Annotated in this window: 19 protein-coding genes; 5 read left to right on the top strand and 14 right to left on the bottom strand. The window is 66.3% G+C overall.

The window, feature by feature from the left end; translation table 11 throughout:
• Nucleotides 1–208 precede the first annotated feature (208 nt).
• The gene (locus tag ACZ9H4_RS28205) at nt 209–664 is read right to left on the bottom strand and encodes a ribonuclease (protein WP_408144704.1); all 456 of its coding nucleotides are present in this window, start codon (nt 662–664) and stop codon (nt 209–211) included.
• A 519-nt stretch (nt 665–1,183) separates the two neighbouring features.
• Here ACZ9H4_RS28205 and ACZ9H4_RS28210 point away from each other — a divergent pair.
• Together ACZ9H4_RS28210 and ACZ9H4_RS28215 are read left to right on the top strand one after the other, a co-directional pair.
• Nucleotides 1,184–2,029: an autoinducer binding domain-containing protein gene (locus tag ACZ9H4_RS28210; protein ID WP_476121977.1), complete on the top strand. Its 846-nt coding sequence runs from the start codon at nt 1,184–1,186 to the stop codon at nt 2,027–2,029.
• Nucleotides 2,030–2,147: 118 nt separating this feature from the next.
• Nucleotides 2,148–3,080 (top strand): helix-turn-helix transcriptional regulator, encoded by a 933-nt coding sequence (locus tag ACZ9H4_RS28215; protein ID WP_476121979.1) that lies wholly within the window; start codon nt 2,148–2,150, stop codon nt 3,078–3,080.
• A gap of 104 nt (nt 3,081–3,184) precedes the next feature.
• Here the strand turns inward: ACZ9H4_RS28215 and ACZ9H4_RS28220 are convergent, their stop codons facing one another.
• The 13 genes from ACZ9H4_RS28220 to sctV form a co-directional block, all read right to left on the bottom strand.
• Complete coding sequence (locus ACZ9H4_RS28220; protein ID WP_476121981.1) at nt 3,185–4,219, bottom strand: EscU/YscU/HrcU family type III secretion system export apparatus switch protein; 1,035 nt, start codon at nt 4,217–4,219, stop codon at nt 3,185–3,187.
• A gap of 30 nt (nt 4,220–4,249) precedes the next feature.
• Nucleotides 4,250–5,074: a type III secretion system export apparatus subunit SctT gene (sctT, locus tag ACZ9H4_RS28225; RefSeq protein ID WP_408153590.1), complete on the bottom strand. Its 825-nt coding sequence runs from the start codon at nt 5,072–5,074 to the stop codon at nt 4,250–4,252.
• Nucleotides 5,025–5,603, bottom strand: coding sequence for a hypothetical protein (locus ACZ9H4_RS28230; RefSeq protein ID WP_408324741.1), 579 nt, complete (start codon nt 5,601–5,603; stop codon nt 5,025–5,027). Before ACZ9H4_RS28230 ends, sctT begins: the two co-directional genes overlap by 50 nt.
• Nucleotides 5,581–7,020 (bottom strand): FliI/YscN family ATPase, encoded by a 1,440-nt coding sequence (locus ACZ9H4_RS28235; RefSeq protein ID WP_476121984.1) that lies wholly within the window; start codon nt 7,018–7,020, stop codon nt 5,581–5,583. The genes ACZ9H4_RS28230 and ACZ9H4_RS28235 overlap by 23 nt, the downstream gene beginning before the upstream one ends.
• Complete coding sequence (sctL, locus tag ACZ9H4_RS28240; protein ID WP_408144717.1) at nt 7,017–7,646, bottom strand: type III secretion system stator protein SctL; 630 nt, start codon at nt 7,644–7,646, stop codon at nt 7,017–7,019. The genes ACZ9H4_RS28235 and sctL overlap by 4 nt, the downstream gene beginning before the upstream one ends.
• Complete coding sequence (locus ACZ9H4_RS28245; protein ID WP_476121986.1) at nt 7,628–8,347, bottom strand: SctK family type III secretion system sorting platform protein; 720 nt, start codon at nt 8,345–8,347, stop codon at nt 7,628–7,630. The genes sctL and ACZ9H4_RS28245 overlap by 19 nt, the downstream gene beginning before the upstream one ends.
• A 1-nt stretch (nt 8,348) precedes the next feature.
• Nucleotides 8,349–9,152, bottom strand: coding sequence for a type III secretion system inner membrane ring lipoprotein SctJ (gene sctJ, locus ACZ9H4_RS28250; protein WP_476121988.1), 804 nt, complete (start codon nt 9,150–9,152; stop codon nt 8,349–8,351).
• 152 nt (nt 9,153–9,304) lie between these two features.
• A complete protein-coding gene (locus tag ACZ9H4_RS28255) occupies nt 9,305–9,736 on the bottom strand; it encodes a hypothetical protein (RefSeq protein WP_476121990.1) in 432 nt (143 codons plus the stop codon).
• A 159-nt stretch (nt 9,737–9,895) separates the two neighbouring features.
• Entirely contained in the window at nt 9,896–10,117 is a 222-nt protein-coding gene (locus tag ACZ9H4_RS28260) for a hypothetical protein (RefSeq protein ID WP_408144724.1), read from the bottom strand.
• Between the two features lie 118 nt (nt 10,118–10,235).
• A complete protein-coding gene (locus ACZ9H4_RS28265) occupies nt 10,236–11,453 on the bottom strand; it encodes an FHA domain-containing protein (RefSeq protein WP_408153596.1) in 1,218 nt (405 codons plus the stop codon).
• Complete coding sequence (gene sctC, locus ACZ9H4_RS28270) at nt 11,434–13,428, bottom strand: type III secretion system outer membrane ring subunit SctC (protein WP_408324830.1); 1,995 nt, start codon at nt 13,426–13,428, stop codon at nt 11,434–11,436. The genes ACZ9H4_RS28265 and sctC overlap by 20 nt, the downstream gene beginning before the upstream one ends.
• 59 nt (nt 13,429–13,487) lie before the next feature.
• Nucleotides 13,488–13,766: a flagellar biosynthetic protein FliQ gene (locus ACZ9H4_RS28275; RefSeq protein ID WP_408144728.1), complete on the bottom strand. Its 279-nt coding sequence runs from the start codon at nt 13,764–13,766 to the stop codon at nt 13,488–13,490.
• 75 nt (nt 13,767–13,841) lie between these two features.
• Nucleotides 13,842–16,004, bottom strand: a complete 2,163-nt coding sequence (gene sctV, locus ACZ9H4_RS28280) for a type III secretion system export apparatus subunit SctV (RefSeq protein WP_476121993.1) — start codon at nt 16,002–16,004, stop codon at nt 13,842–13,844.
• Between the two features lie 238 nt (nt 16,005–16,242).
• On the opposite strand from sctV, the gene ACZ9H4_RS28285 reads away from it, so the two are divergent.
• Genes ACZ9H4_RS28285 through sctR form a run of 3 tightly spaced genes read left to right on the top strand, consistent with a single transcriptional unit; the run spans nt 16,243 to nt 18,951 of the window.
• Nucleotides 16,243–17,082: a helix-turn-helix transcriptional regulator gene (locus ACZ9H4_RS28285; RefSeq protein ID WP_476121995.1), complete on the top strand. Its 840-nt coding sequence runs from the start codon at nt 16,243–16,245 to the stop codon at nt 17,080–17,082.
• Entirely contained in the window at nt 17,079–18,299 is a 1,221-nt protein-coding gene (sctQ, locus tag ACZ9H4_RS28290; protein WP_476121997.1) for a type III secretion system cytoplasmic ring protein SctQ, read from the top strand. Before ACZ9H4_RS28285 ends, sctQ begins: the two co-directional genes overlap by 4 nt.
• Nucleotides 18,292–18,951: a type III secretion system export apparatus subunit SctR gene (gene sctR / locus ACZ9H4_RS28295; protein ID WP_408144736.1), complete on the top strand. Its 660-nt coding sequence runs from the start codon at nt 18,292–18,294 to the stop codon at nt 18,949–18,951. Before sctQ ends, sctR begins: the two co-directional genes overlap by 8 nt.
• Nucleotides 18,952–18,954 lie beyond the last annotated feature (3 nt).

An 18,954-nucleotide genomic window follows, 5' to 3' on the forward strand; every position in this document is an offset into this window, starting at 1 on the left:
TTTCATTTCAGCTCAAGGATCGGACCGGAGAAGCCATCTACGATCCTTGGCATCGGGTTGAGACCAGGCACTACGTGGTCCGTGACGAAGACGCGTACCAAGGCCGCGTCTTCGGAGCCTGCGGAGAACGCCAGATAACGGTCTCCGAAAACACAACGCCCCGTTGTCCCTCTTACCGGAGGCCCCGGGGCGTTTTCATTCGCTCAAGTCACTCTGCGATGCGTTTGAAACTGACGTAGTAATCGTCGGTGTAGTAGCAGTCGCCGGTCTGCTTGCGCGGTCCACCACATATGATGCGGCGCTGCCCGCGATCCTTCGAGCCGGGCGTGCGAACTGTGTATGTGTGGTAGTAGCCGCGCTCGTGCTGCGGCAGCAATGCCGCACTGTTGCGGAACAGGACGCCGTCTTCGCCAAACGGGTAAGGGCCGCCCGCTTTGATCAGACGCAGTGTTTCGGCTGCTTCCCCAGGCAACTGCGCCTTGGTGACGGTGGCCAACGCGCCCGATGCGGCAGGTGCGACGCTCGCGGCCTGCCCTGGCTGAGCCGGCGCCTGGCCCGCGGATGCGCCGGCTTCCGGCGTAGCGTTTTGCGATCCGTCCTTGCCGCATGCCCCGAGGATCGCGCTCAAGGCGAGGATGCAGGAGAAAGCCCACGCTCGCTTCATGAAACGGTGTCTCCGGGTTGACCAGCATTCGACGACCACGAACGATCTAAGGGTATCTCCAACGGCAGAGTGAATCAATGTCCGGCCGGAAATAGAAAGTGCTGGCGCCGCTGGCTCATTCGCTTGAGCCGATCACGGCGCAATGGCCGCAACGATAGCGGGCACGAGGGCCACGCTTGCACACAGCGGCGGACCGACCCAGCCAGCACGGCCGTAAAAACTGCCGAATTCATCGGCTATGCACAATCCATCAGCATATCGTTCTGACTGCGCCTCGAATCGCCGACCCCGCCCCGCCGCGCCACGAGAGTTCGTAGTTTTCAGACGGACGGAATGACAACACACTCCCAAAACTACGTGAAGGCCAATTGTCGGACGATTTAATCGCTTCTAGAATTGACCCACGTCTTGCGCTCGACGGCCCGCATTCCGATCGAGCGCGAGCCAGCTCCGTCCAGACTCGGCAAGCGTCTGAGGAGCGGCAAAGAGGAACATGAAGTTCCAGCGGAAAATCTATCAATGAGCGAAACGGGCGACGAGCAAACCGCTTTATTCACCTTCGGCGATACCCAACTCGATCACGAAGACGCACAGGCGGCGACGCAGACAACGCTGATTTCCGGCGGCCACGGGCTGGCCGGCATCGGCCGCCAGTTGCTCGAAGCGCCCGGCAGCGAGGAGCGGCAAGCGCTCATGCGCGAGGTGATTCAGCGCGCGGGGTTCGACTCGCTCTGTTATTGCCGCATCGTGCGGATCGGCGAATTCGTCAGCCGCGCCGCGTGGTTCGACACCTACTCGCCACCCGGCTGGGCCGAGCGTTACGGACACGAGCAGTTCTTCGGCATCGATCCACGCGTGACCTATGCATGCCGCTTCGAATGGCCGTTCGCGTGGGATCTGGAGTCGATGTTTTCCACGCCGATGGCCGAGCGCTGCGAAGTCTTCGCGCGCCGCTTCACACACGCGATGAAGCAGGCAGGCCTGCATAGCGGCGTGAGCTTCGGGCTCGCCACCGGCAACGCGCTCGAGCACTGCATCGTCACGCTGTCGAGCGCGCAAACGGGCCGTACCAGGATCGCCGACACCACGCTCGGCGAAGCGTACGCGATCGGTGTGGGCCTGCACGCGTTCATCGAGGCGCGCGCGCACAGCCTGATGCCATCGCTGACGGCGGAGACGCTCAACGACGTGCAGCGCTCGATCCTGCGCTTCGTCACCCAGGGCTTGAGCGATCGCGAGATGGCCGAATCCCTGTCGATGTCGGCGCACAACATCGGTTATCACTTGCGGCAACTGAAGAAAATCTATAACGCGCAGAACCGCGTGCAGCTTGCGTATATCGCGGGCTGTATCCTCGGCGACTGACGCAGTACGCTCGCGGCCGCTGCCTCGCAGACGGCCGCACCACCACTTGGCTACGGGAAATCCGGCGGCGCCGTCCGCCGCGGCCGAGGTGTGTCCATAACGACAACAGGGGGAGCGTATGACATTTGGAATGGCGGTTCTCAAGGAGCCTGCGGGCCTCGCGGTGTGCCGCATGGCGATGAGCGGCTACGATCCCGAGCGGTCGGCGCCGGCGAGCGAAGCGGCGGGCAGCGCGCAGGCCGCCGATACCCCGGACATCTGCTACTACGACGAAGCGGAGTTGCTGGGCACGATCCGCCGCGACGAGTTGGGCGGCGAAACCCACATCGCGGCGCAGCTCGGCGCCGCCCGCAATCTCGACGAGAGAATGCGGCTCGTGCGCGGCATGCTGCGGCTGGTCGGCTTCAGCGAACTCGGCTATCTGACCGTGAAGCTCGACCCGCAGGGCCGCCCGGAACGGCTGTACGTGCCGCGCAGCTACCTGTCGGTGAATCTCGCGCCGCACTATTTCGCAGCCGGTTATCACCGCCACGATCCGCGCTTTAGCTGGGCGCTGGCCGACAACTCCCCGCACGTGTGGGATATGCGCCGGCTCGTCGAGGCGTGGCGCCGCGCGGGCTCACCGCCGGGCATGCGCGCGATGTTCGACGAAATGCGCGACGGCGGCATCGGCAGCGGCCTGATCTTCGGCCTGCCGATTCCGCACACGCGGCTGCGCTCGATCATCAGCTTCGCCGCGCCGAGCGAGCACGCAAGCTGGATCACGGACAGCGTCGTGGTGCAGTCCCTCACACTGGGCCTGTCGGTTCATCAGCGCTTCTCGGCGTATGTGCGGGCGATCAACCGGCGCGAATCGGCCGCCGAATTGTCCGAGTTGCAGATGCGCATTCTCGGCTTTCTCGCAGCCGGCCTGTCCGACAAGGAGATCGCGTTGCGCATGCACACCACCGCGCACAACGTCGACTACCATCTACGGCGGCTGCGTCAGAAATGCGGCGTGACCAATCGCACGCAACTGGCGTTTCTGGCGGGACAGTTGCCGACCTCGTGAAGTCACCGCGCGCCCGGATGAGGCGTCGCGTCGCCACCATCGTGCGCACGCCGATGCATGTCCGCGCCGGCCGGCCGTGTGCGCGAAGCTTCGCGGATCACCCTTCACGTATCGTCGCCGGTGGCCCACTTCAGCACTTGCACGACCTCGCGGAAATGCGCACGGTCGATGAAATGCCCGAGCGGCACCTCCTCGTACAGCGTTTCGGCGAGGCCCGCATTCGCTACGGTCGGCCGCAGCAGGTCCCGCGCGACCGCGCGAATTCTCTGCGCGGCCTCGCCTTCGCCGCGCGCGACCACCATCGGCAGCGACGGCGCGCCGGTATAGCGCAGCGCCACCGCGACCCGCGCCGAATACACCACCGCCGATGCGCTGCCCACCACGTCCTGCAGCGAATTGAACTGCAATTCGCGCGCGAGTTGCGTGCGGCGTGAGCCCATCTGCGGATCGCCTTCGGTTTCGCGGTACTCGCGGCGGATTTCATCGGTGCTCATCCTGAGCTGGCGCATGTGCTGCCAGCGCTGGTGAGCGTAGTCGAACGCGGCGAGCGCCGCGTACACCACCGCGGCCCAGCCGAACAGCGAGGCGAGCAACTTGCCGGCGATGCCGAGAATGTGCGCGGGTGCGGTAAAGCCGGCCTCGATCACCGCGCCGAGCGAACCGCGGATCACCGCGTAGATGATCGCGGCAAGCGCGAGCGTCTTGACCAGTTGCTTCGCCAGGTCGATCAGATTGCGCAACGAGAACATCCGCGCAAGTCCGGCGGCCGGATTGAGCCGGTTCAGGTCGGGCCGGATGCGCTCCCATGCCATCAAGCCGCCTACTTGCGCGAGCGCGGCGGCCGCCGCTGAAATGCCGGCCACGGCGCTCACCGCGAGTACCAGCATCGCCAAGGCGCGCACCGCCGCGCTGATCAGCGGCATGAGCAGCGCGCCGGGATCGGGCGAGGCAATCAGTTGCGCGGCGGCGTCGAGCAGCGAGTGCACGACGCGCAGACCGATCGGTCCGCCGCCAATTAGCAGCGCCAGCAGCGCGATGAACTGCACGGCCGCGACGAGATCGGCGCTGCGCGCCACCTCGCCTTTGCGGCGTGCTTCGCGCAGCTTGCGCGCGGTGGGTCGGTGGGATTTTTCGGCCATGCGGGCAAGGCGTTCAACGCGCGCGCATCGCTACAACGTCGCGCGCAATAGCGCAAAAAGCGGGCTATCCGGTGCAAGGAAGGCTTGCAACGAGCCGTACACGAAGTACAGGAACAACGCCATCATCAGAAACGCCAGCGAGCTCTTCACCGGCTGCGACAGCATGAACACATTCATCTGCGGCACCGCGCGGCCGATCAGCCCGAGACCGAGTTCGGCGAGCACCAGCACGAGGATCACGGGCGTGGCGAGTTTGACGGTGGCGCGCAGCATCGAGTCGGTCGCGCGGATCGCGAACTGGTCGAGCACGCGGTGCGCATTCGGCGTCAACGCGTCGACCGGCCACAGGCGGTACGACTCCAGGAACAGCGTGAGCATCAGATGCAAGCCTCCGCCCGTGACGAACAGCGTGATCGCGAGAAAGTTGAGGAACGCGCCGCTCGGGCCGCCCTCGGCGCCCGACACCGGATCGAAGAACGCTGCGTTGCCCGAGCCGGTCTGGAAGTCGATCAGATGGCCGACGCTTTCGATCGCCCACAACACCGCACTGAACGTGAAGCCGAGCAGCACGCCGATCAGCGCCTCCTTCGCGAGAATCAGCATCCACAGGAGCGGAGGAATCGCGGCGAGTTCGGGCACATCGACGATCGGCGATGCAAACAGCGCGATCACGACGATCAGGCCGTTGCGCACGAGTCCGGTGAGCACGCGTTCGCCGAACACCGGCACGATCAGCATCATCGGCAGCAGGCGCGGCATCACGAGCAACAGCGGATGTAGCGCGGCCTGAATCGCGGCGAAGCTGTTATCGCCCATCGGTGTCCCGGTCGCCGCCGCGGGGACTCCACGGTTCATCGTTCGCCGTGTGCGCGTCGTCCAGCAGGCTCGCCGCCGCCGTGCCATGCCGGCGCAATGCCGCTTCGTCCGCTTCGTCATCCTCACGGGCTTGCTGCGCGCGCAGCGCTCCGCGGCCCGTATCGTTTGCGACCCGTTCGAGCTTGTCGAGACTCGCCTGCGCGCGATTGAGCCGTGTCTGCAGCTGCGCGAGCCGCCCCTCTTCCTGCCGATGCCGCTCGCCCGCACGCTGCGCCTCTTCATGCGCGAGTCCGGCCGCGCGCATTCGCGAGAGGTCCTCGAATACGGTGTCCTGCAGCGCGCGCGGCGACATGCGCGCCTGTCCTGCGTCGCTCGTCACGCGCTGCGCGAGCGCATGACGGGCCGCCAGTTCACGCACCATCCGCGCGCGCGCATCGGCGACCGACTGCGCCGTCTGTTCGGTCACGCGATGCTGGCGCATCCTGTCGATCGCCGCCTTGCGATGGCGAATTTCGCGCACACGGCGCAAGGCGTCGAGCGTGGCCTTAATGGCGTCGGGCGATGTCATGGAGCGTCGCTAGCGTTTCGTCGAACGGCGCGAGCGCGTCGGCGCGCTGCGAGAAAAAAGCTTCGAGCGGCGCCTTGGCGCGCAACGCGGCGTCCGCGAGCGGATCGGCGCCCTCGCGGTATTCGCCGATCTGCACCAGCAACTCGATGTCCTGATACTTCGATAGCAGCTCGCGCACGCGAGCAGCGTCGCTCACATGCGACCTGCCTGTCACTTGCGACATCACGCGCGACAGGCTCGCGAGCACGTCGATCGCCGGATAGCGGTTCGCGGTCGCGACCTTGCGCGACAGCACGATGTGGCCGTCGAGAATCGAGCGGACTTCCTCCGCGATCGGATCGGTTTCCTCATCGCCTTCCACCAGCACCGTGTAGAACGCGGTAATCGAGCCGCGTTCGCCCTGCCCCGCGCGTTCGAGCAGTTGCGGCAGCACCGAGAACGTGGACGGCGGGAAACTGCGCCGCGTCGGCGGCTCGCCGGAGGCAAGGCCCACTTCGCGCTGCGCGCGCGCGAAACGCGTGAGCGAATCGACCAGCAGCAGCACGCGCTTGCCCTGATCGCGGAAATACTCGGCGATCGCGGTCGCCACATGCGCGGACTTCACGCGCTCCATCGCGGGGCGGTCCGACGTCGATGCGACGATCACGGCCTTGCCGCGCGCCTCCGGCGACAGGCTGTGTTCGAGAAACTCGCGCACTTCACGGCCGCGTTCCCCGACCAGCGCGATCACGATCACGTCACATTCGGCGCCCCGCGCGATCATGCCGAGCAGCGTGCTCTTACCGACGCCGGACGGCGCGAACACGCCGATGCGCTGGCCCACGCCCACGGTCAACAGCGCATCGATCGCCCGCACACCGGTGGCCAGCGGCGTATCGATGGTTTGCCGCAGCAGTGGATTGACCGGCTCGTTGTGCGCGGAAACCAGCGTGCCGCCGGCAATCTCGCCGCGTCCGTCGAGCGGCGCGCCGAGGCCGTTCAGCACGCGTCCGCGCAAGCTGGCGCCGACCGCGAAACGATGGCCGCGTCCCGACGGAATCACTTCGGTCGAAGGCGACAAGCCGTCGGTGGCGCCGAGCGGCGTCAGCAAGGTGGTCTGGCGCGCGAAACCGACTACTTCCGCGAGCATCGGCGGCGCGCCGGGCGTGCGCAGTTCGCAGATTTCGCCGAGCCTCGCATGCACGCCGGAGGCATTCACCAGCAGGCCGACCGCGCGGCTCACCCGGCCGCGCATGCGCACCGGGTTGAACTGATCGAGACCGTGTTCGAGTTCGGCGGCGAGCGCATGGCGATCGAGGCCGGGTTCGGCATCGAAACCGTCGCGTGCGAGCCCGCCCAACGTATCGGTCAGGCTATCGGGCGACGGCGCGGCTTCGCTGTCCGCGCCGCTGAGCGGATCGAACGGCGCGTCGCTCATGACGTGCGTTGCCGGATCGCCGCGCGCAGCGCGTCGATCTGCGCATCGAGACCAACGTCGAGCGTACCGGAGGGCGTCTCCACGATGCATTGCTCTTCACTCAGCCGGCTGTCCGTGACGATGCGAATGGGCGACGCCGTACCGGCCCCCGCCGCCATTCGTTCCGGCCACACCTGCTGCAACGCGGCCGCCACCGCGTCGCGGCGCGTGGGCGCCACCCGCACCACCAGAAACGCCTCGTCGCGCACCAGCGCATCGATGCGCCGTAGCGCCGCTTCGTACAGCACGTGCGGATCGCTCTCGCCGACGATCGTACGCACCGCCTTCACGACGATGCCGGCAATCGTGTCGCGCAAGCCGTCGAGCGTGCGAGCCGCATCGAGCGCGGCGCCGCAGGCCTGCTCGGCGTACTCGCGCTTGCCCTGTTCGACGCCTTGCGCATGACCTTCGCGCAATCTGCGCTCGTAGCCCTGCTGCGCTTCGTCGAGCATCCGTTGGCGCTCCGCCTGCGCGGTGGAGAGCAGCGACCCCGCGTCGAGCAGCGCCGAATACTCGCTCTGCTTGAGCACCTTGCGCTCGGAGAGTATCTGCAGGTTTTCGCTGGTGATCAGAAAAGCCAGTCCCATTGCGCGAGCCTCTCGGGTATAAGGCATAGAAAGATCAGTTCAGCCAGATGCTGCCGATGCACCGGACTCAGTCCGTACGCCGGCTGCTCGCTGACGCCGCGGGCAAATTTCAGGCGCATGCGTTCGATGATCGCGTCGCCCTCCGGCGCGACGAAGTCCAGCAGCAGACGCGCGCCGCGCTGACGGATCGCGTCGACGGCGGCGCGCGGCGTCTGGCGAAACGGTTCGAGGCTTTCGCCGATTGCATCGAACGGCGGCGCACGATCGAGTACGAACGGCATCGCGTTGTAGCCGAACGCGTCGACCAGCGCCGAATGCGTGCGCCAGTTCGGCGCCTCCTGCAGCCACGCGCGATGCAGCATCAAACCGCAGTAGGCCGCGAGCGTCGTCAAGGCGCTGCGTTCGATCAACGCGATACGCGAGACCAGGGTGCCGAAGCCGAAGGCGTAGCGATCCGCGAGTCCGCTTTGCGCGAGCAGATGGCGCGCCAGCAGCGCGCGCCCGCGCACGCCGAACGCCGTGAAATCGCGGTAAGGGGCCGGCCAATCCAGCGGCAGCCAGCTCGGATCGATATAGCGGTCGAGCCGCAGATTGAATTCCACCGCAAGCCGATGCAGCCGCGCGGCGCGCGCCGGGTGGTCGGCGTGTGACGCGGCGCGGCTGCTTTCGCGCGGCGCTTCGCGTGCCGTATCGGCGTCCATCTCACTCGCCCCGCGTGGACGAACCCGTCGCCAGCGACGAGCGCGCGCCCATCGCATTGGCGATGCGCGAGCCGAACACACCGCGCCGCGCGCCGATCAACACCACCACCCCGAACGTGAGCAAAAGCAGCAGTGACGCGAGCCACGCGAACGGCGTGCGCAGCATCAGCAGGTTCGCCAGCCTGTCGCCGCCGAGTCCCGCCGGACGCTGGCTGGCCGCACTGTCGGCTTGCAGCAACAGCGACACGTTGTCGTACGAAAGGCCTTCGATGCTATGCGCCACGAGCTCCTTGACCATCGGCGCGGTCGCGTGAAGATCGATGCCGGGCCGGTACTTGATGTACACCGCCGCCGACGACGGCTTGATCTTGTCCGACAGCGGATCGTTCTCCGGAATCACCACCTGCACATGCGCGACCACCACGCCGTCCACGTCCTCGAGCGTGCGCGCGAGTTCCTGCTGCACGCCGTAGATGTAGCGCACGCGCTCCTCGGCGGGCGTCGCGACGAGTCCCTGTTGCTGGAACACCTGGCCGAGACTCGCAAGCGGCTGGCGCGGCAGACCGTGCGTGCGCAGCACCTTCAACGCGTCGCCCATCGAGCCGCCGTCGACGTTCACCTGCCATGCCGACGCGCCGTCGCGGCTCTCGACACTTTCCTTCGACGCGCCAATGCCCGCGTCGGCCAGCACCGAAACGACCTGATTCGCGTCCTTCTCGTCGAGCCCGGACACCAGCTCCTGCTCGCAGCCGGCCAGACACAACAGCAACACGGCCGCGCCGAGCCATCCGACAATTCTCGTCATCGCCTTTTCATCCTGTGCGCGGGCCTGCCGTGCTGACGCACGCGGGACGTCCGCGTTCGCTTATGCGCGGGCACGCCTTGCGATGCACTGGGGCGCACCCTTCAAACGGCCCGCGTTCGGCCCTGCGTTGAGCCACGCATTGAGCCCTGCGTCTAGCCTTTATCCGGCGTCAACACCGAGCGCGAGCAATTGTTCGCCGCCTGCGCGGCCGACAGTGCGAACTGGCAGCCGTTGGCCGTCATCGACAGATCCCAGTTGTATTCCATCATGCGCGCCATATCCATGCCCCAGTCGCCGGTGGGGCGCAGCGCCTCGTGACGAATGTTGGCGAGATCGCTGAAGTGCCGCCCCAGGCCGTCGAGGTAGTTCACCACGCCGCTCGCCGATACCGGTGCCGACGCCGTGGCCGCGTCGACACTGCGCGCGCCGCCCATCTGCGCGGCGAATTCCTGGCCTTGCGCGGCGGGCGGCGGCCCGCCCTGAGGCTGCGCGGACGCGGTCCATTGCGCCTGCTGCGCGGACTCGGCGGCCGACTTCTGCACTACCGCTTCAGCGCCGACCGGCGCTATCGCTGATCCAGTCATGTTTCAGCTCCGTGCTTGAAAACTGCATTTCAGGTCATGCCCGACTGCTGTTGCGAGGCGAATGCCTGCAGCCCGCGAGGGCGGCTTCGCCACCGCGGGTACGTCACCCGCGTGAACGCAGCGCCGCCGCTTAGCCCTGTTTGCCCCGCGAGACCTCCTTCAGCCCAGCCGGCCCGCGCTCGAATTGGCACCCCCTTCCGCCGAACTCATGTTGTTCAACACGCTGATGGTCTGGGCGTGCGCCTGCCCGACCATGCCGATCGACTGCATCTGCATTTGCTGTTCGAAGAGTTTCTCCTCGAATGCCTGCATCTGCGACGTGTTGTCCGGCAAATTCGACGAAGGGTTGGTGCCGGTGCTGGTTACGTTTGACGTGGTCATGATCGCTCCTTTGACTAACGAAATGCCGCTCGCGCGGCGCCTTGCCCTCGCACGCCCGACTGCGGCCTGCGAGACACTCCTGGAAATTCGCTCTGCCCGGTGCTGCAGAAAACGGGTGCTACGAACTCGGCATCGCGACACCCGCCGCGGCGGGTGCGGCCGAGGACGCCGCCGGCGACGATGCCGCGCCCGGCGACGGGACCTCATGCGGCCCGAGCGCCACCACGAACCGCGTGCCGTTGCGCTCGAACGTGACGCTGCCCGATCCGATCGACGCCACCATCAAGCCGCTCGGCAAGGTCGCGCCTTCGAAGAAATGCCGCCCGTCGCGCGTCACCACATAACGCGTACCGGTGTCGTCGCCGTACACGCCGGCGATGTCCACGGGCACCGCGCTGCCGCTCGCCGCGATCAGCGGGCCGCCCGCGTTGTCGTCATAGACGACCTGGTCGGTCACCTCGACCGCCGGCTTCGCGTCGCGCTTGAAGTTCTGCACGCGCTGCCACACCGCCCGCGTCGCGACGCCGCTGATCGTCATACGCCCGCGCCCCGTGTAGGCCACCTTCAGTTGCGTATCGCTCAGCGTCTGCTGCGCTGTCGCGAGCAGATCGTTGACGACGTACACATCACCTAGCGTCACGCCGTCGAAGCCATCGACGATCGCCGCCACCCGCGCACGGTCCCTGGCGTCGCGCACGTAACCGTCCACCGCGATCGCGTTGCCCTGCCCCGGCTCCACCGTCAGCTCGGGAAACTGCCGCAACGCGCCTTCCACGTCGCGCATCCGCTCGAAGCGGCTTTGATGCGACCACCAGAACGAGCCGCGCGTCGCGACGGCCACATAGCTGCCGGCCGCGATCGCGAACGCGCTCCACAGCGCCAGCAGCGCGAACATCAGGCGGCGGCTGCCGAGCCCGCCGAGCCACGCCGGCAACACCACCGACAGCCAGTGATGCGATTCGCCGTGACGCTTGCCGCCGACCGCGCTCGCCGCGCCCGCGGGCACCACTTGCGCGCCGGCCAGCCGCTCGATGCCGAACTTCACGTGCGCGACCGTCACCGTGTCGCCGGGCATCAGCGCGCGCCGCATCTGCGCGAGCGGCGTGCCGTTCAGCAGCACCGGCGCGCCGCCCTGGTTCTGCACCGATACCGCTATCGACCCGACGTGCAGACACAGTTGCCGCGCGGCGATCTCACGATCCGGCAGAATCACTTCGCAATCCGCGCCCGTGCCAACCCAGTTTTCACCGAGCTTGAGCAACAGCGTGCGGCCCGACATCGGCCCGTTCAAAAAACACAGTTGCCATCCGGACGCGTCAGGGGTGCTGCTGACCATTGCTGTCTCCCGCACCGGGCGCGGCAGGCGGTGCTGCTTGCGGCGGCATCGGTGTCGGCGTCACCTGGGGCGTCATGACCGGCGCAGTCGTGACCGGCGTGGCGGCCTCCGAAGCTGCGTTCGCACCCGCTCCATTCGCCGCCGCCGAACTCGCCGGCGCGGGCGGCGGCGCGATCGTCTGCGCGCGCGCGGTCAGCGAATCGTTCGACGGCGGCACCACCACGTTCTGCATCAGATCCGACGTGTAGTTCTCCGGCGCGCCCGTCGCCGCGTATTCAGCCGCGGGCGTGACCACGCGCGGCGTGATCATGTAGAAGCGCTCCATGTGCTGGCCGTTCTTGTTGGTGTACTTGAACAGATGGCCGATCCACGGAATATCGGAGAGCAGCGGAATACCGGTCTTGTCGAAGCTCTGCTCATCGCTGTTGAAGCCCGCGATCAGGAGGCTCTTGCCTTCGTCGATCATCGCCTTGGTGACGATGTTCCGCTGCAGGATCACCGGCACGTTCGACACCTGCTGGTTCGTCACTTCGCCATCCTGAATGTCGAGCGACATCATCACGCGCTGCGTGCCATCCTCCACGATCAGCGGCGTGACCTTCACGCTCTGGCCAGTCGTGATGCCGTACAGCGACGAGTCCTGGAAGCCCTGCACCTGCACGTAGAACTCCGTGAGGTTTTCGAGCACCGCCTCGGTGTTGTCGAGCGTCAGCACCTTCGGCTTCGAATACAGCTTGGCGTCGCCGGTGCGGGCCAGCGCGTTGATCCGCGCAAGCAGATAGTCGCGCAGCGACCCTCCTATCGACGCGGTCAGCGCGAGGCCCACCGGCGTGGTGGTGCCGGTTTGACCCGCCTCGGTGGTGCCGGCCGCGAAGGTGAGCGGCGGATTGGCGCCGTTGCCGAACTGGAAGTCGCCGTGACTCGTATGCAGCCGCCAGTCGACCCCCAACTGATCGAGCGACTGAAGGCTGATATCCATGATCGTCAGATTGATTTCAACGATGCGCGGCTTCACGTCGAGCTGCTGGATCAGCGGCGCGTAGCGTCCCATGTGATCCGGCGTGTCGCGAATCAGCACGGCGTTGATAGCCGGATCGGCTTCGATTTGCGGCAACTGGTCGGCGCCGCCGGACGCGTTGAGATCGCCGCCGGGGCCCTGACTCTGACCTTGGCCCTGTCCGTAGCCGTCCATATAGCCGCCGGCATTGCCGCCATTCATGCCCGCGAGCGGAATCTCGATGCGCGGCACGTTGATCGTATCGCCCGAACTCAGCTTGACCTGGCGGGTGGGACCGCCCAGGCGCATCGCGCCCGCGCTCGGCGCGTTGTTGCTCGCGCCGCGCCGGTAGAGCTTGCGCAGAATCGTCGCGACACCCGGGATCGTCACCTCCTTGCCCGAGCGATTGATCACGAAGTCCGCAGCCCAGTTGTACTTCAGCCGATACGCGCGGATCTCCGCGTGGTCGGTGCTCGACGCGCCGTTGCCCACCGAGTCGATGGCCTGACGCACCAGTTCCACGTAACGGCGCGGCCCGGACACGTAGACCGTGCTGTCGCGATCGCTGATCTGCAACGGGAAGCGCCTGTCGGTAATCTGCATCGACTGCATCGCCGCGGCCAGGTTCGACGCCGAGCCGCGCGGAATCGGCAGCACCTGGGTTTGCGCGTCGGACGCGCGTTCGATGTACAGAAACGAGCCGTCGTAGTACCACGTCAAGCCGTAGGTCGCGCAGACGCTATTGAGCGTGCGTGCCGGCGTGTCGTTGAAGCGCCCGCTGATGCTGCCTTCCACCTTCCCGTCTATCACCGCCGTGGTGCCCTGGGAGGCGGCGAGTTCACGCAGAAAATCGGCCAGCGGCCGGCCGTTCGCGACAATTTCGAAACTGCGGTTGCGCCACTGCAATTCCGCTGCGTGCGCGCGCGAAAGCGGCACCAGCAGGCATAGCGCGAACATCAGCAATAGCGTGCCGCGCATGCGTATCACGAGAACCGGATGGATTGTCTTTTTCAAGTGAAAGCCCTGTGGCGAGTTGATCACGACATACCTGGCAAAACGACGAACACCCGTTCGAGCGCCTGGCGCGCGAAGATCAGCAACTCGCGTCCAGCCCAGCCCGCCAGCACGATTACCGTCACCATCACGACGATCATCCGCACCGACGTGCCGATGCTCGAGTCCTGCACCTGCGTGACGGCCTGTGCGATCGCGACGAACACGGCCGTGCCGGTCGCCACCAGCACCACGGGCAACGACAGCATCAACACGAGCAGCAACGCCTGGCGCGTGATGTCGAGAATCGCGGCAGCGCTCATGCGGTTTCTCCATGATTCGGGCCTGGGTCCGGCCCGGGTTCGGTTCGAAGTCAGGGTCGAGGCTCACCGCGCGCTTCATGCCGGGTTCTTCACCCAGCCGATCGTATGCAGCCGCACGTCCTCTTCGATCTCCTGGTACGACAGCACCGGGACATCGGGCAGCACCGGCTCGATCATCGACTTCACGTAAAAGCGCACCGCCATCGGCACCAGCACGCCGACACGGCGCTCGCGACCATCGCGCGCCGCGCTGCGCAGCGACTCCATCACCGCGCGGGTCTGTTCGCCGACGTTGTCCTTCACCTCGCGCGCGAGGCCGAGAAACACGCCCTGCGGCGTCTTCGTGATGGCCGCCTGCACGCGGTCCTGCAAGCTCTGTTCGAACAGCACGACGTCGAGGCTGCGGCTCACGCCGCAATAGCGGTCGGTGATCATCCGTTTCAGATCGACACGCACCTGCTCGACGAGCGCGATGGTGTCGTCGGGCTCTTTCGGTGCCCACGTAATGAGGCTTTCGAAAATCACTCGCAAATTACGGATCGGAATGTGTTCGAGCAGCAAACGCCGCAGCACTTCGGTGATCCGCTGCAACGGCACGAGGCGCGTGAGTTCGGCGATCAGCTCCGGATGATCGCGGCGCGCCAGATGCACGAGCGCCTGGGTTTCCTGAATGCCGATCAGCGCGGCAGGATTGGCGCGCACGATCGACTCCAGGTGCTGCGCGAGCACCTGTTCATGCGTGAGCTTGCCGCTATTGCCCGTCTGCGTCGCGGCGCCGCGCGTTGGCGGCGTATGAGACCCGAGCCACACGGGTTGCGTAAATGGCCCGAACGGTTCGCCGGCTTCGCGTCCGAGATCGGCGGGCAGTGGCGAGCCGCCGTCCCACAACAGCAACCCGGGCCGCAGATAGCCGGTCGACGCGATCACGTCCTGCAACAGGATCCTGTAGCTATGCTGCGCGAGCGCCGGATCGAAGCGTAAATTCATGCGCGGAAACACCGGACCGAGATCGACGTCGACGCGCGCTTTCGCGTCGGATAGCGCCGCCTGCAATTGCACCAGGTTCAGATGCGCGCGCAGATCCCGGGCGAACACGACCGCAAGCAGCGCGGTCATGCCGAGCGGATGCACCTGCGAGCCGCCCGCGCCGAGGCCCGCCTCGCTATCGGCGGGCGCATCCGCGAGCGTGATCAGATTCAGCGCCGGGATGGTTTTGCGCCGCCGCATCAGGAACACGCCGCCCGAGATCATCGAGCCTGCCAGCAGGAGAAACGACCACTTCGGGAAACCCGACACCGGCACGAAGGCCAGCACGATCACGCCCGCAATCAGGATCGCCCGCGGATGATTGGCGATCTGCGTGCCGATCTGTTCGCCCAGGTGCCGCTCCTGCGCATCGCGTGACGCGACCCGCGTGGTCACCACGCCCGCTGCGATCGACACCAGCAGCGACGGAATCTGCGAGGCCATGCCGTCGCCGACCGTTAGCACCGCATAACGGTGCAAGGCCTGCGACACGCTCATGTCATGCATCAGCGTGCCGACTGCGATGCCCGCCAGAATATTGATGAACGCGATGATGATGCCGGCGATCGCATCGCCCTTGACGAACTTCATTGCGCCGTCCATCGCGCCATGAAGTTGCGATTCCTGTTCGAGCAGTTCGCGGCGGCGCTTCGCCTCGTCAGACGTGATGATGCCGGCGCGCAGATCGGCGTCGATACTCATCTGCTTGCCTGGCATCGCGTCGAGCGAAAAGCGCGCGCCGACTTCCGCGACCCGCTCGGAACCCTTGGCGATCACGATGAACTGCACGATCGCGATCACCAGAAACACCACGCCGCCGACCACGAAGTTGTTACCGACGATCAGCCGTCCGAAGGTATCAATGACATGTCCGGCATTCGCCTGCAGCAGAATCAGCTTGCACGACGCGATATTCAGCGCGAGCCGCAGCAGCGTGGTGAACAGCAGCAAGGCGGGAAACGAAGAAAAGCTCACGGCAGAAGGCAGATACGTCGACACCGTCAGCAGCAGGATGCTCAGCGCCAGGTTTAGCGAAATCAGGCCGTCGAGCACCACGGTCGGCAGCGGCAGAACGAACAGCGCGATCACCGCCGCGACGAAGAGCGCGAGCAGCAAGTCGTAGTTGCGCGCGAGCGGCAAGCGCGCGCCGCGTTCGCGCCAGCCCACGGCTTGCGCGCCGTTCCAGAGCTTGTTGACCGTATCGAAAGGCATGAACGTGTGTCCTTCGCAAGCGCGCCGCTGTCGAGCGCGGCGTGCTGCGAGAACAGCGCTCCATGAAAGCCAATGGTGCAGTCAGTTTAATGACGGCGCGTCGTGCCGGCACCGGGAAAACTCGTGGGATCCGGTGGTTTGAACACGCTCATTTCGCGTCGCACTACGGAACGTTGTAGTGTTCCGCGTCCGCGTTCGACATTACATTGGGATCACGCATCCGGACATGGAGGAGAGCTTGAAATCGAGCGAATGCGCCGAGGAGAGCTACGTGATGCTGGACGGCAGGCAGCGCTGTATCGCCGACCTCGCCAGCAAGCCGTTGCTGGCGGCGCGCTCCGCCGTCGCGAACGAGCTGAGCGGCGCGCGCACGCCGGCCCAGCGGCGCCTGCTGATCAGCGCGATGCTCGGCGCGATCGGCTTCGACTGGCTGTGCTACTGGCGGCTCGCGCGCGCCGGCGATCTGATCACGCGCGCGCTTTATGTGCGCGAGTACGCCGCGCCGGGCTGGCCCGACCGCTACGTGGCGCAGCGCTATATCGAAGTGGATCCGCGCATCGCCTTTGCGTGCCGATACGAATGGCCGCTGGTGTGGGACCTCACGTCGCTCGCACAAGCGCCTTACGGCAAGTCCGCGCAAAGCGTCGAGCCGCGTTTGCGGCACCTCCTCGACGACGCACATGAAGCCGGCATGCGCAGCGGCATCACGTTCGGGCTCGCGAGTCCTTCGAGCCCGCATCAGAGCGTAATCAATTTCAGCTGCGCCAATCTGTCCAGACACTGGATCGGCGACCGCGTGATCGGCCAGGCTTATGCGCTCGGTCTCGCGCTGCATGAATATCTGCTGAGCCACGCCGCCATGCCCGACGACGCGCCGCCGCGCGCGAAGCCTATTTCGCAGGTGCAGCGCCGCATTCTGAGCGCGCTGACCCAGGGCATGAGCGACCGGCAGATCGCCGATCAGTTGCAGATGTCCACGCATAACGTCGACTACCACTTGCGGCTTTTGAAGAAACGCTACGGCGCACAGAACCGCGTGCATCTCGCGTACCTGGCCGGCCAGCACGACGCGCGATGAACGCCCCCGCGATGATGCGCGAAGCCCAGGCGTTCGGCGGCGATACCGCGTTGCACGCGCTGACGGCGCGCGCGGCAACGATCAGCTTGCTGGGCGACACGACGCTGTTGCCGCGGCTTGTACCGGAAGCCGCGCGCGCCTTGCGGCGCGCCTATGCATGGCCGCGCCCGTTCGCGCTCGAAGCCGGCGGGGCCGCCTATGCGTTGCACTGGGATTTCAACGCGCGGCTCGCCGAGGGCGCGCCGCGCCGCTACCGCTTTCGCCTCGGTCCGGCATCCGGCTGGCTGCTGCTCGAGCCGCTCGCCGAACGGGAGTTGATCGGCGACGCCGCCGATCCGGCCGTGCCCGATGCGATTCGCTGCGCACTGGTGGCCGATGCGTTAGCGCCGGTATGCAACGCGCTCGCACGGCTGACCCGCCACGAAGCCATGCTGCTCGCGCCCGAACACGCCGAAACACCGGCTGAAACAGACGGCGTCGCCGAGCTTCGTTTCTCGGTCAGCAAGGTGGGGCAGAACGGGGGCGCCGACTGGCGCACGCATGGCGCGCTGCAGTTCGACGACGCGCGCTTTCTCGCGCTCGCCTGCCCCGCGGATCCGCCGCCGCCCACGCTCGGCCCGCACGATTTCGACACGCTCACGGTGCCGCTGTCGTTCTGCATCGGGACGACGCGGCTCACGCAACAGGAACTGAAAGGCCTGCAGCACGGCGACATCATCGCGATCGAGCGCTGGAAGTCCGCCGGCGCGGGTCTCACCTGTCACGCGACGACGCGCGGCACACCCGGCATCAGATTGAACGCGTGCGTGCTGGGCGCCGCCATCACCATCGAACAGATTCAGGGGACAGCCGTGACTGCAGCCACGCCAACGCCGGATCAACACGCCTCACCGGGCGACGAGGACAACCCCGCCGCCGCGCTGCCGCTCGATTCGCTCGAAGTCACGACGAGCTTCGAACTCGAACGCCGCACGCTCACGCTCGCGCAACTCAAGGCATTGCGCCCGGGCTTCGTGCTCGAACTCGATCAGCCGCTGAATCAGGGGGTGATCCGCATCCTCGCGAACGGTACGCTGGTGGGACACGGTCATCTGATCGCGGTCGGCAACAAGCTCGGCGTGCGGGTCGCGGAACTTGCGCCGGGGGCCGCGCAATCCCCCGCGCCCGCCCACGCCTCCACGCAAGCTCATCCGACGGACGACCGGCACGATGGGTAATCTGCCGAATCCCGTCGCGATGGTGGCGCTGCTCGCGGCGCTCGGCATCGCTCCGTTCGCGGCATTGATGGTGACAAGCTACACCAAGCTCGTCGTCGTGTTCGGCCTGTTGCGCAGCGCGCTCGGCATCCAGCAGGTGCCGCCGAATATCGTGCTGAACGGCATCGCGCTGATTCTCTCGGTGTACATCATGGCGCCGGTCGGCATGGATATCGGCGACAACCTGAAGCAGCAGAATTTCTCGGTCGGCAGTCAGATGAACGTACAGGACGTGCTGCAACTGTTCGACGCCGCCGCGCCGCCGCTCAAGGCATTCATGATGCAGCACACGCAGGAGCGCGAACGCAGCTTCTTCGTGCGCTCGGCCACCAGTGTGTGGCCCGCCGCGCGCGCGAAGAATCTGCAACCGGACGACCTGCTGGTGCTGGTGCCCAGCTTCACGCTGAGCGAGTTGATGAAGGCGTTCCAGATCGGCTTCGTGCTGTATCTGGTGTTCGTGGTGGTCGATCTGGTGGTGGCCAATGTGCTGCTCGCGCTCGGCATGCAGATGATCGCGCCGACGACTATCTCCGTGCCCTTCAAGCTGTTGCTGTTCGTCACGCTCGACGGCTGGTCCGTGCTGATTCACGGCCTGATTCTGTCGTATCGCTGAGGC

It is taken from the genome of Paraburkholderia sp. TE9906, assembly GCF_056279605.1.

Excerpts from the sequence above, each read along its gene's own strand:
- ACZ9H4_RS28205 (WP_408144704.1), bottom strand. The coding sequence starts at position 664 with ATGAAGCGAGCGTGGGCTTTCTCCTGCATCCTCGCCTTGAGCGCGATC.
- ACZ9H4_RS28210 (WP_476121977.1), top strand. The coding sequence starts at position 1,184 with ATGAGCGAAACGGGCGACGAGCAAACCGCTTTATTCACCTTCGGCGAT.
- ACZ9H4_RS28215 (WP_476121979.1), top strand. The coding sequence starts at position 2,148 with ATGACATTTGGAATGGCGGTTCTCAAGGAGCCTGCGGGCCTCGCGGTG.
- ACZ9H4_RS28220 (WP_476121981.1), bottom strand. The coding sequence starts at position 4,219 with ATGGCCGAAAAATCCCACCGACCCACCGCGCGCAAGCTGCGCGAAGCA.
- sctT (WP_408153590.1), bottom strand. The coding sequence starts at position 5,074 with ATGAACCGTGGAGTCCCCGCGGCGGCGACCGGGACACCGATGGGCGAT.
- ACZ9H4_RS28230 (WP_408324741.1), bottom strand. The coding sequence starts at position 5,603 with ATGACATCGCCCGACGCCATTAAGGCCACGCTCGACGCCTTGCGCCGT.
- ACZ9H4_RS28235 (WP_476121984.1), bottom strand. The coding sequence starts at position 7,020 with ATGAGCGACGCGCCGTTCGATCCGCTCAGCGGCGCGGACAGCGAAGCC.
- sctL (WP_408144717.1), bottom strand. The coding sequence starts at position 7,646 with ATGGGACTGGCTTTTCTGATCACCAGCGAAAACCTGCAGATACTCTCC.
- ACZ9H4_RS28245 (WP_476121986.1), bottom strand. The coding sequence starts at position 8,347 with ATGGACGCCGATACGGCACGCGAAGCGCCGCGCGAAAGCAGCCGCGCC.
- sctJ (WP_476121988.1), bottom strand. The coding sequence starts at position 9,152 with ATGACGAGAATTGTCGGATGGCTCGGCGCGGCCGTGTTGCTGTTGTGT.
- ACZ9H4_RS28255 (WP_476121990.1), bottom strand. The coding sequence starts at position 9,736 with ATGACTGGATCAGCGATAGCGCCGGTCGGCGCTGAAGCGGTAGTGCAG.
- ACZ9H4_RS28260 (WP_408144724.1), bottom strand. The coding sequence starts at position 10,117 with ATGACCACGTCAAACGTAACCAGCACCGGCACCAACCCTTCGTCGAAT.
- ACZ9H4_RS28265 (WP_408153596.1), bottom strand. The coding sequence starts at position 11,453 with ATGGTCAGCAGCACCCCTGACGCGTCCGGATGGCAACTGTGTTTTTTG.
- sctC (WP_408324830.1), bottom strand. The coding sequence starts at position 13,428 with ATGCGCGGCACGCTATTGCTGATGTTCGCGCTATGCCTGCTGGTGCCG.
- ACZ9H4_RS28275 (WP_408144728.1), bottom strand. The coding sequence starts at position 13,766 with ATGAGCGCTGCCGCGATTCTCGACATCACGCGCCAGGCGTTGCTGCTC.
- sctV (WP_476121993.1), bottom strand. The coding sequence starts at position 16,004 with ATGCCTTTCGATACGGTCAACAAGCTCTGGAACGGCGCGCAAGCCGTG.
- sctQ (WP_476121997.1), top strand. The coding sequence starts at position 17,079 with ATGAACGCCCCCGCGATGATGCGCGAAGCCCAGGCGTTCGGCGGCGAT.
- sctR (WP_408144736.1), top strand. The coding sequence starts at position 18,292 with ATGGGTAATCTGCCGAATCCCGTCGCGATGGTGGCGCTGCTCGCGGCG.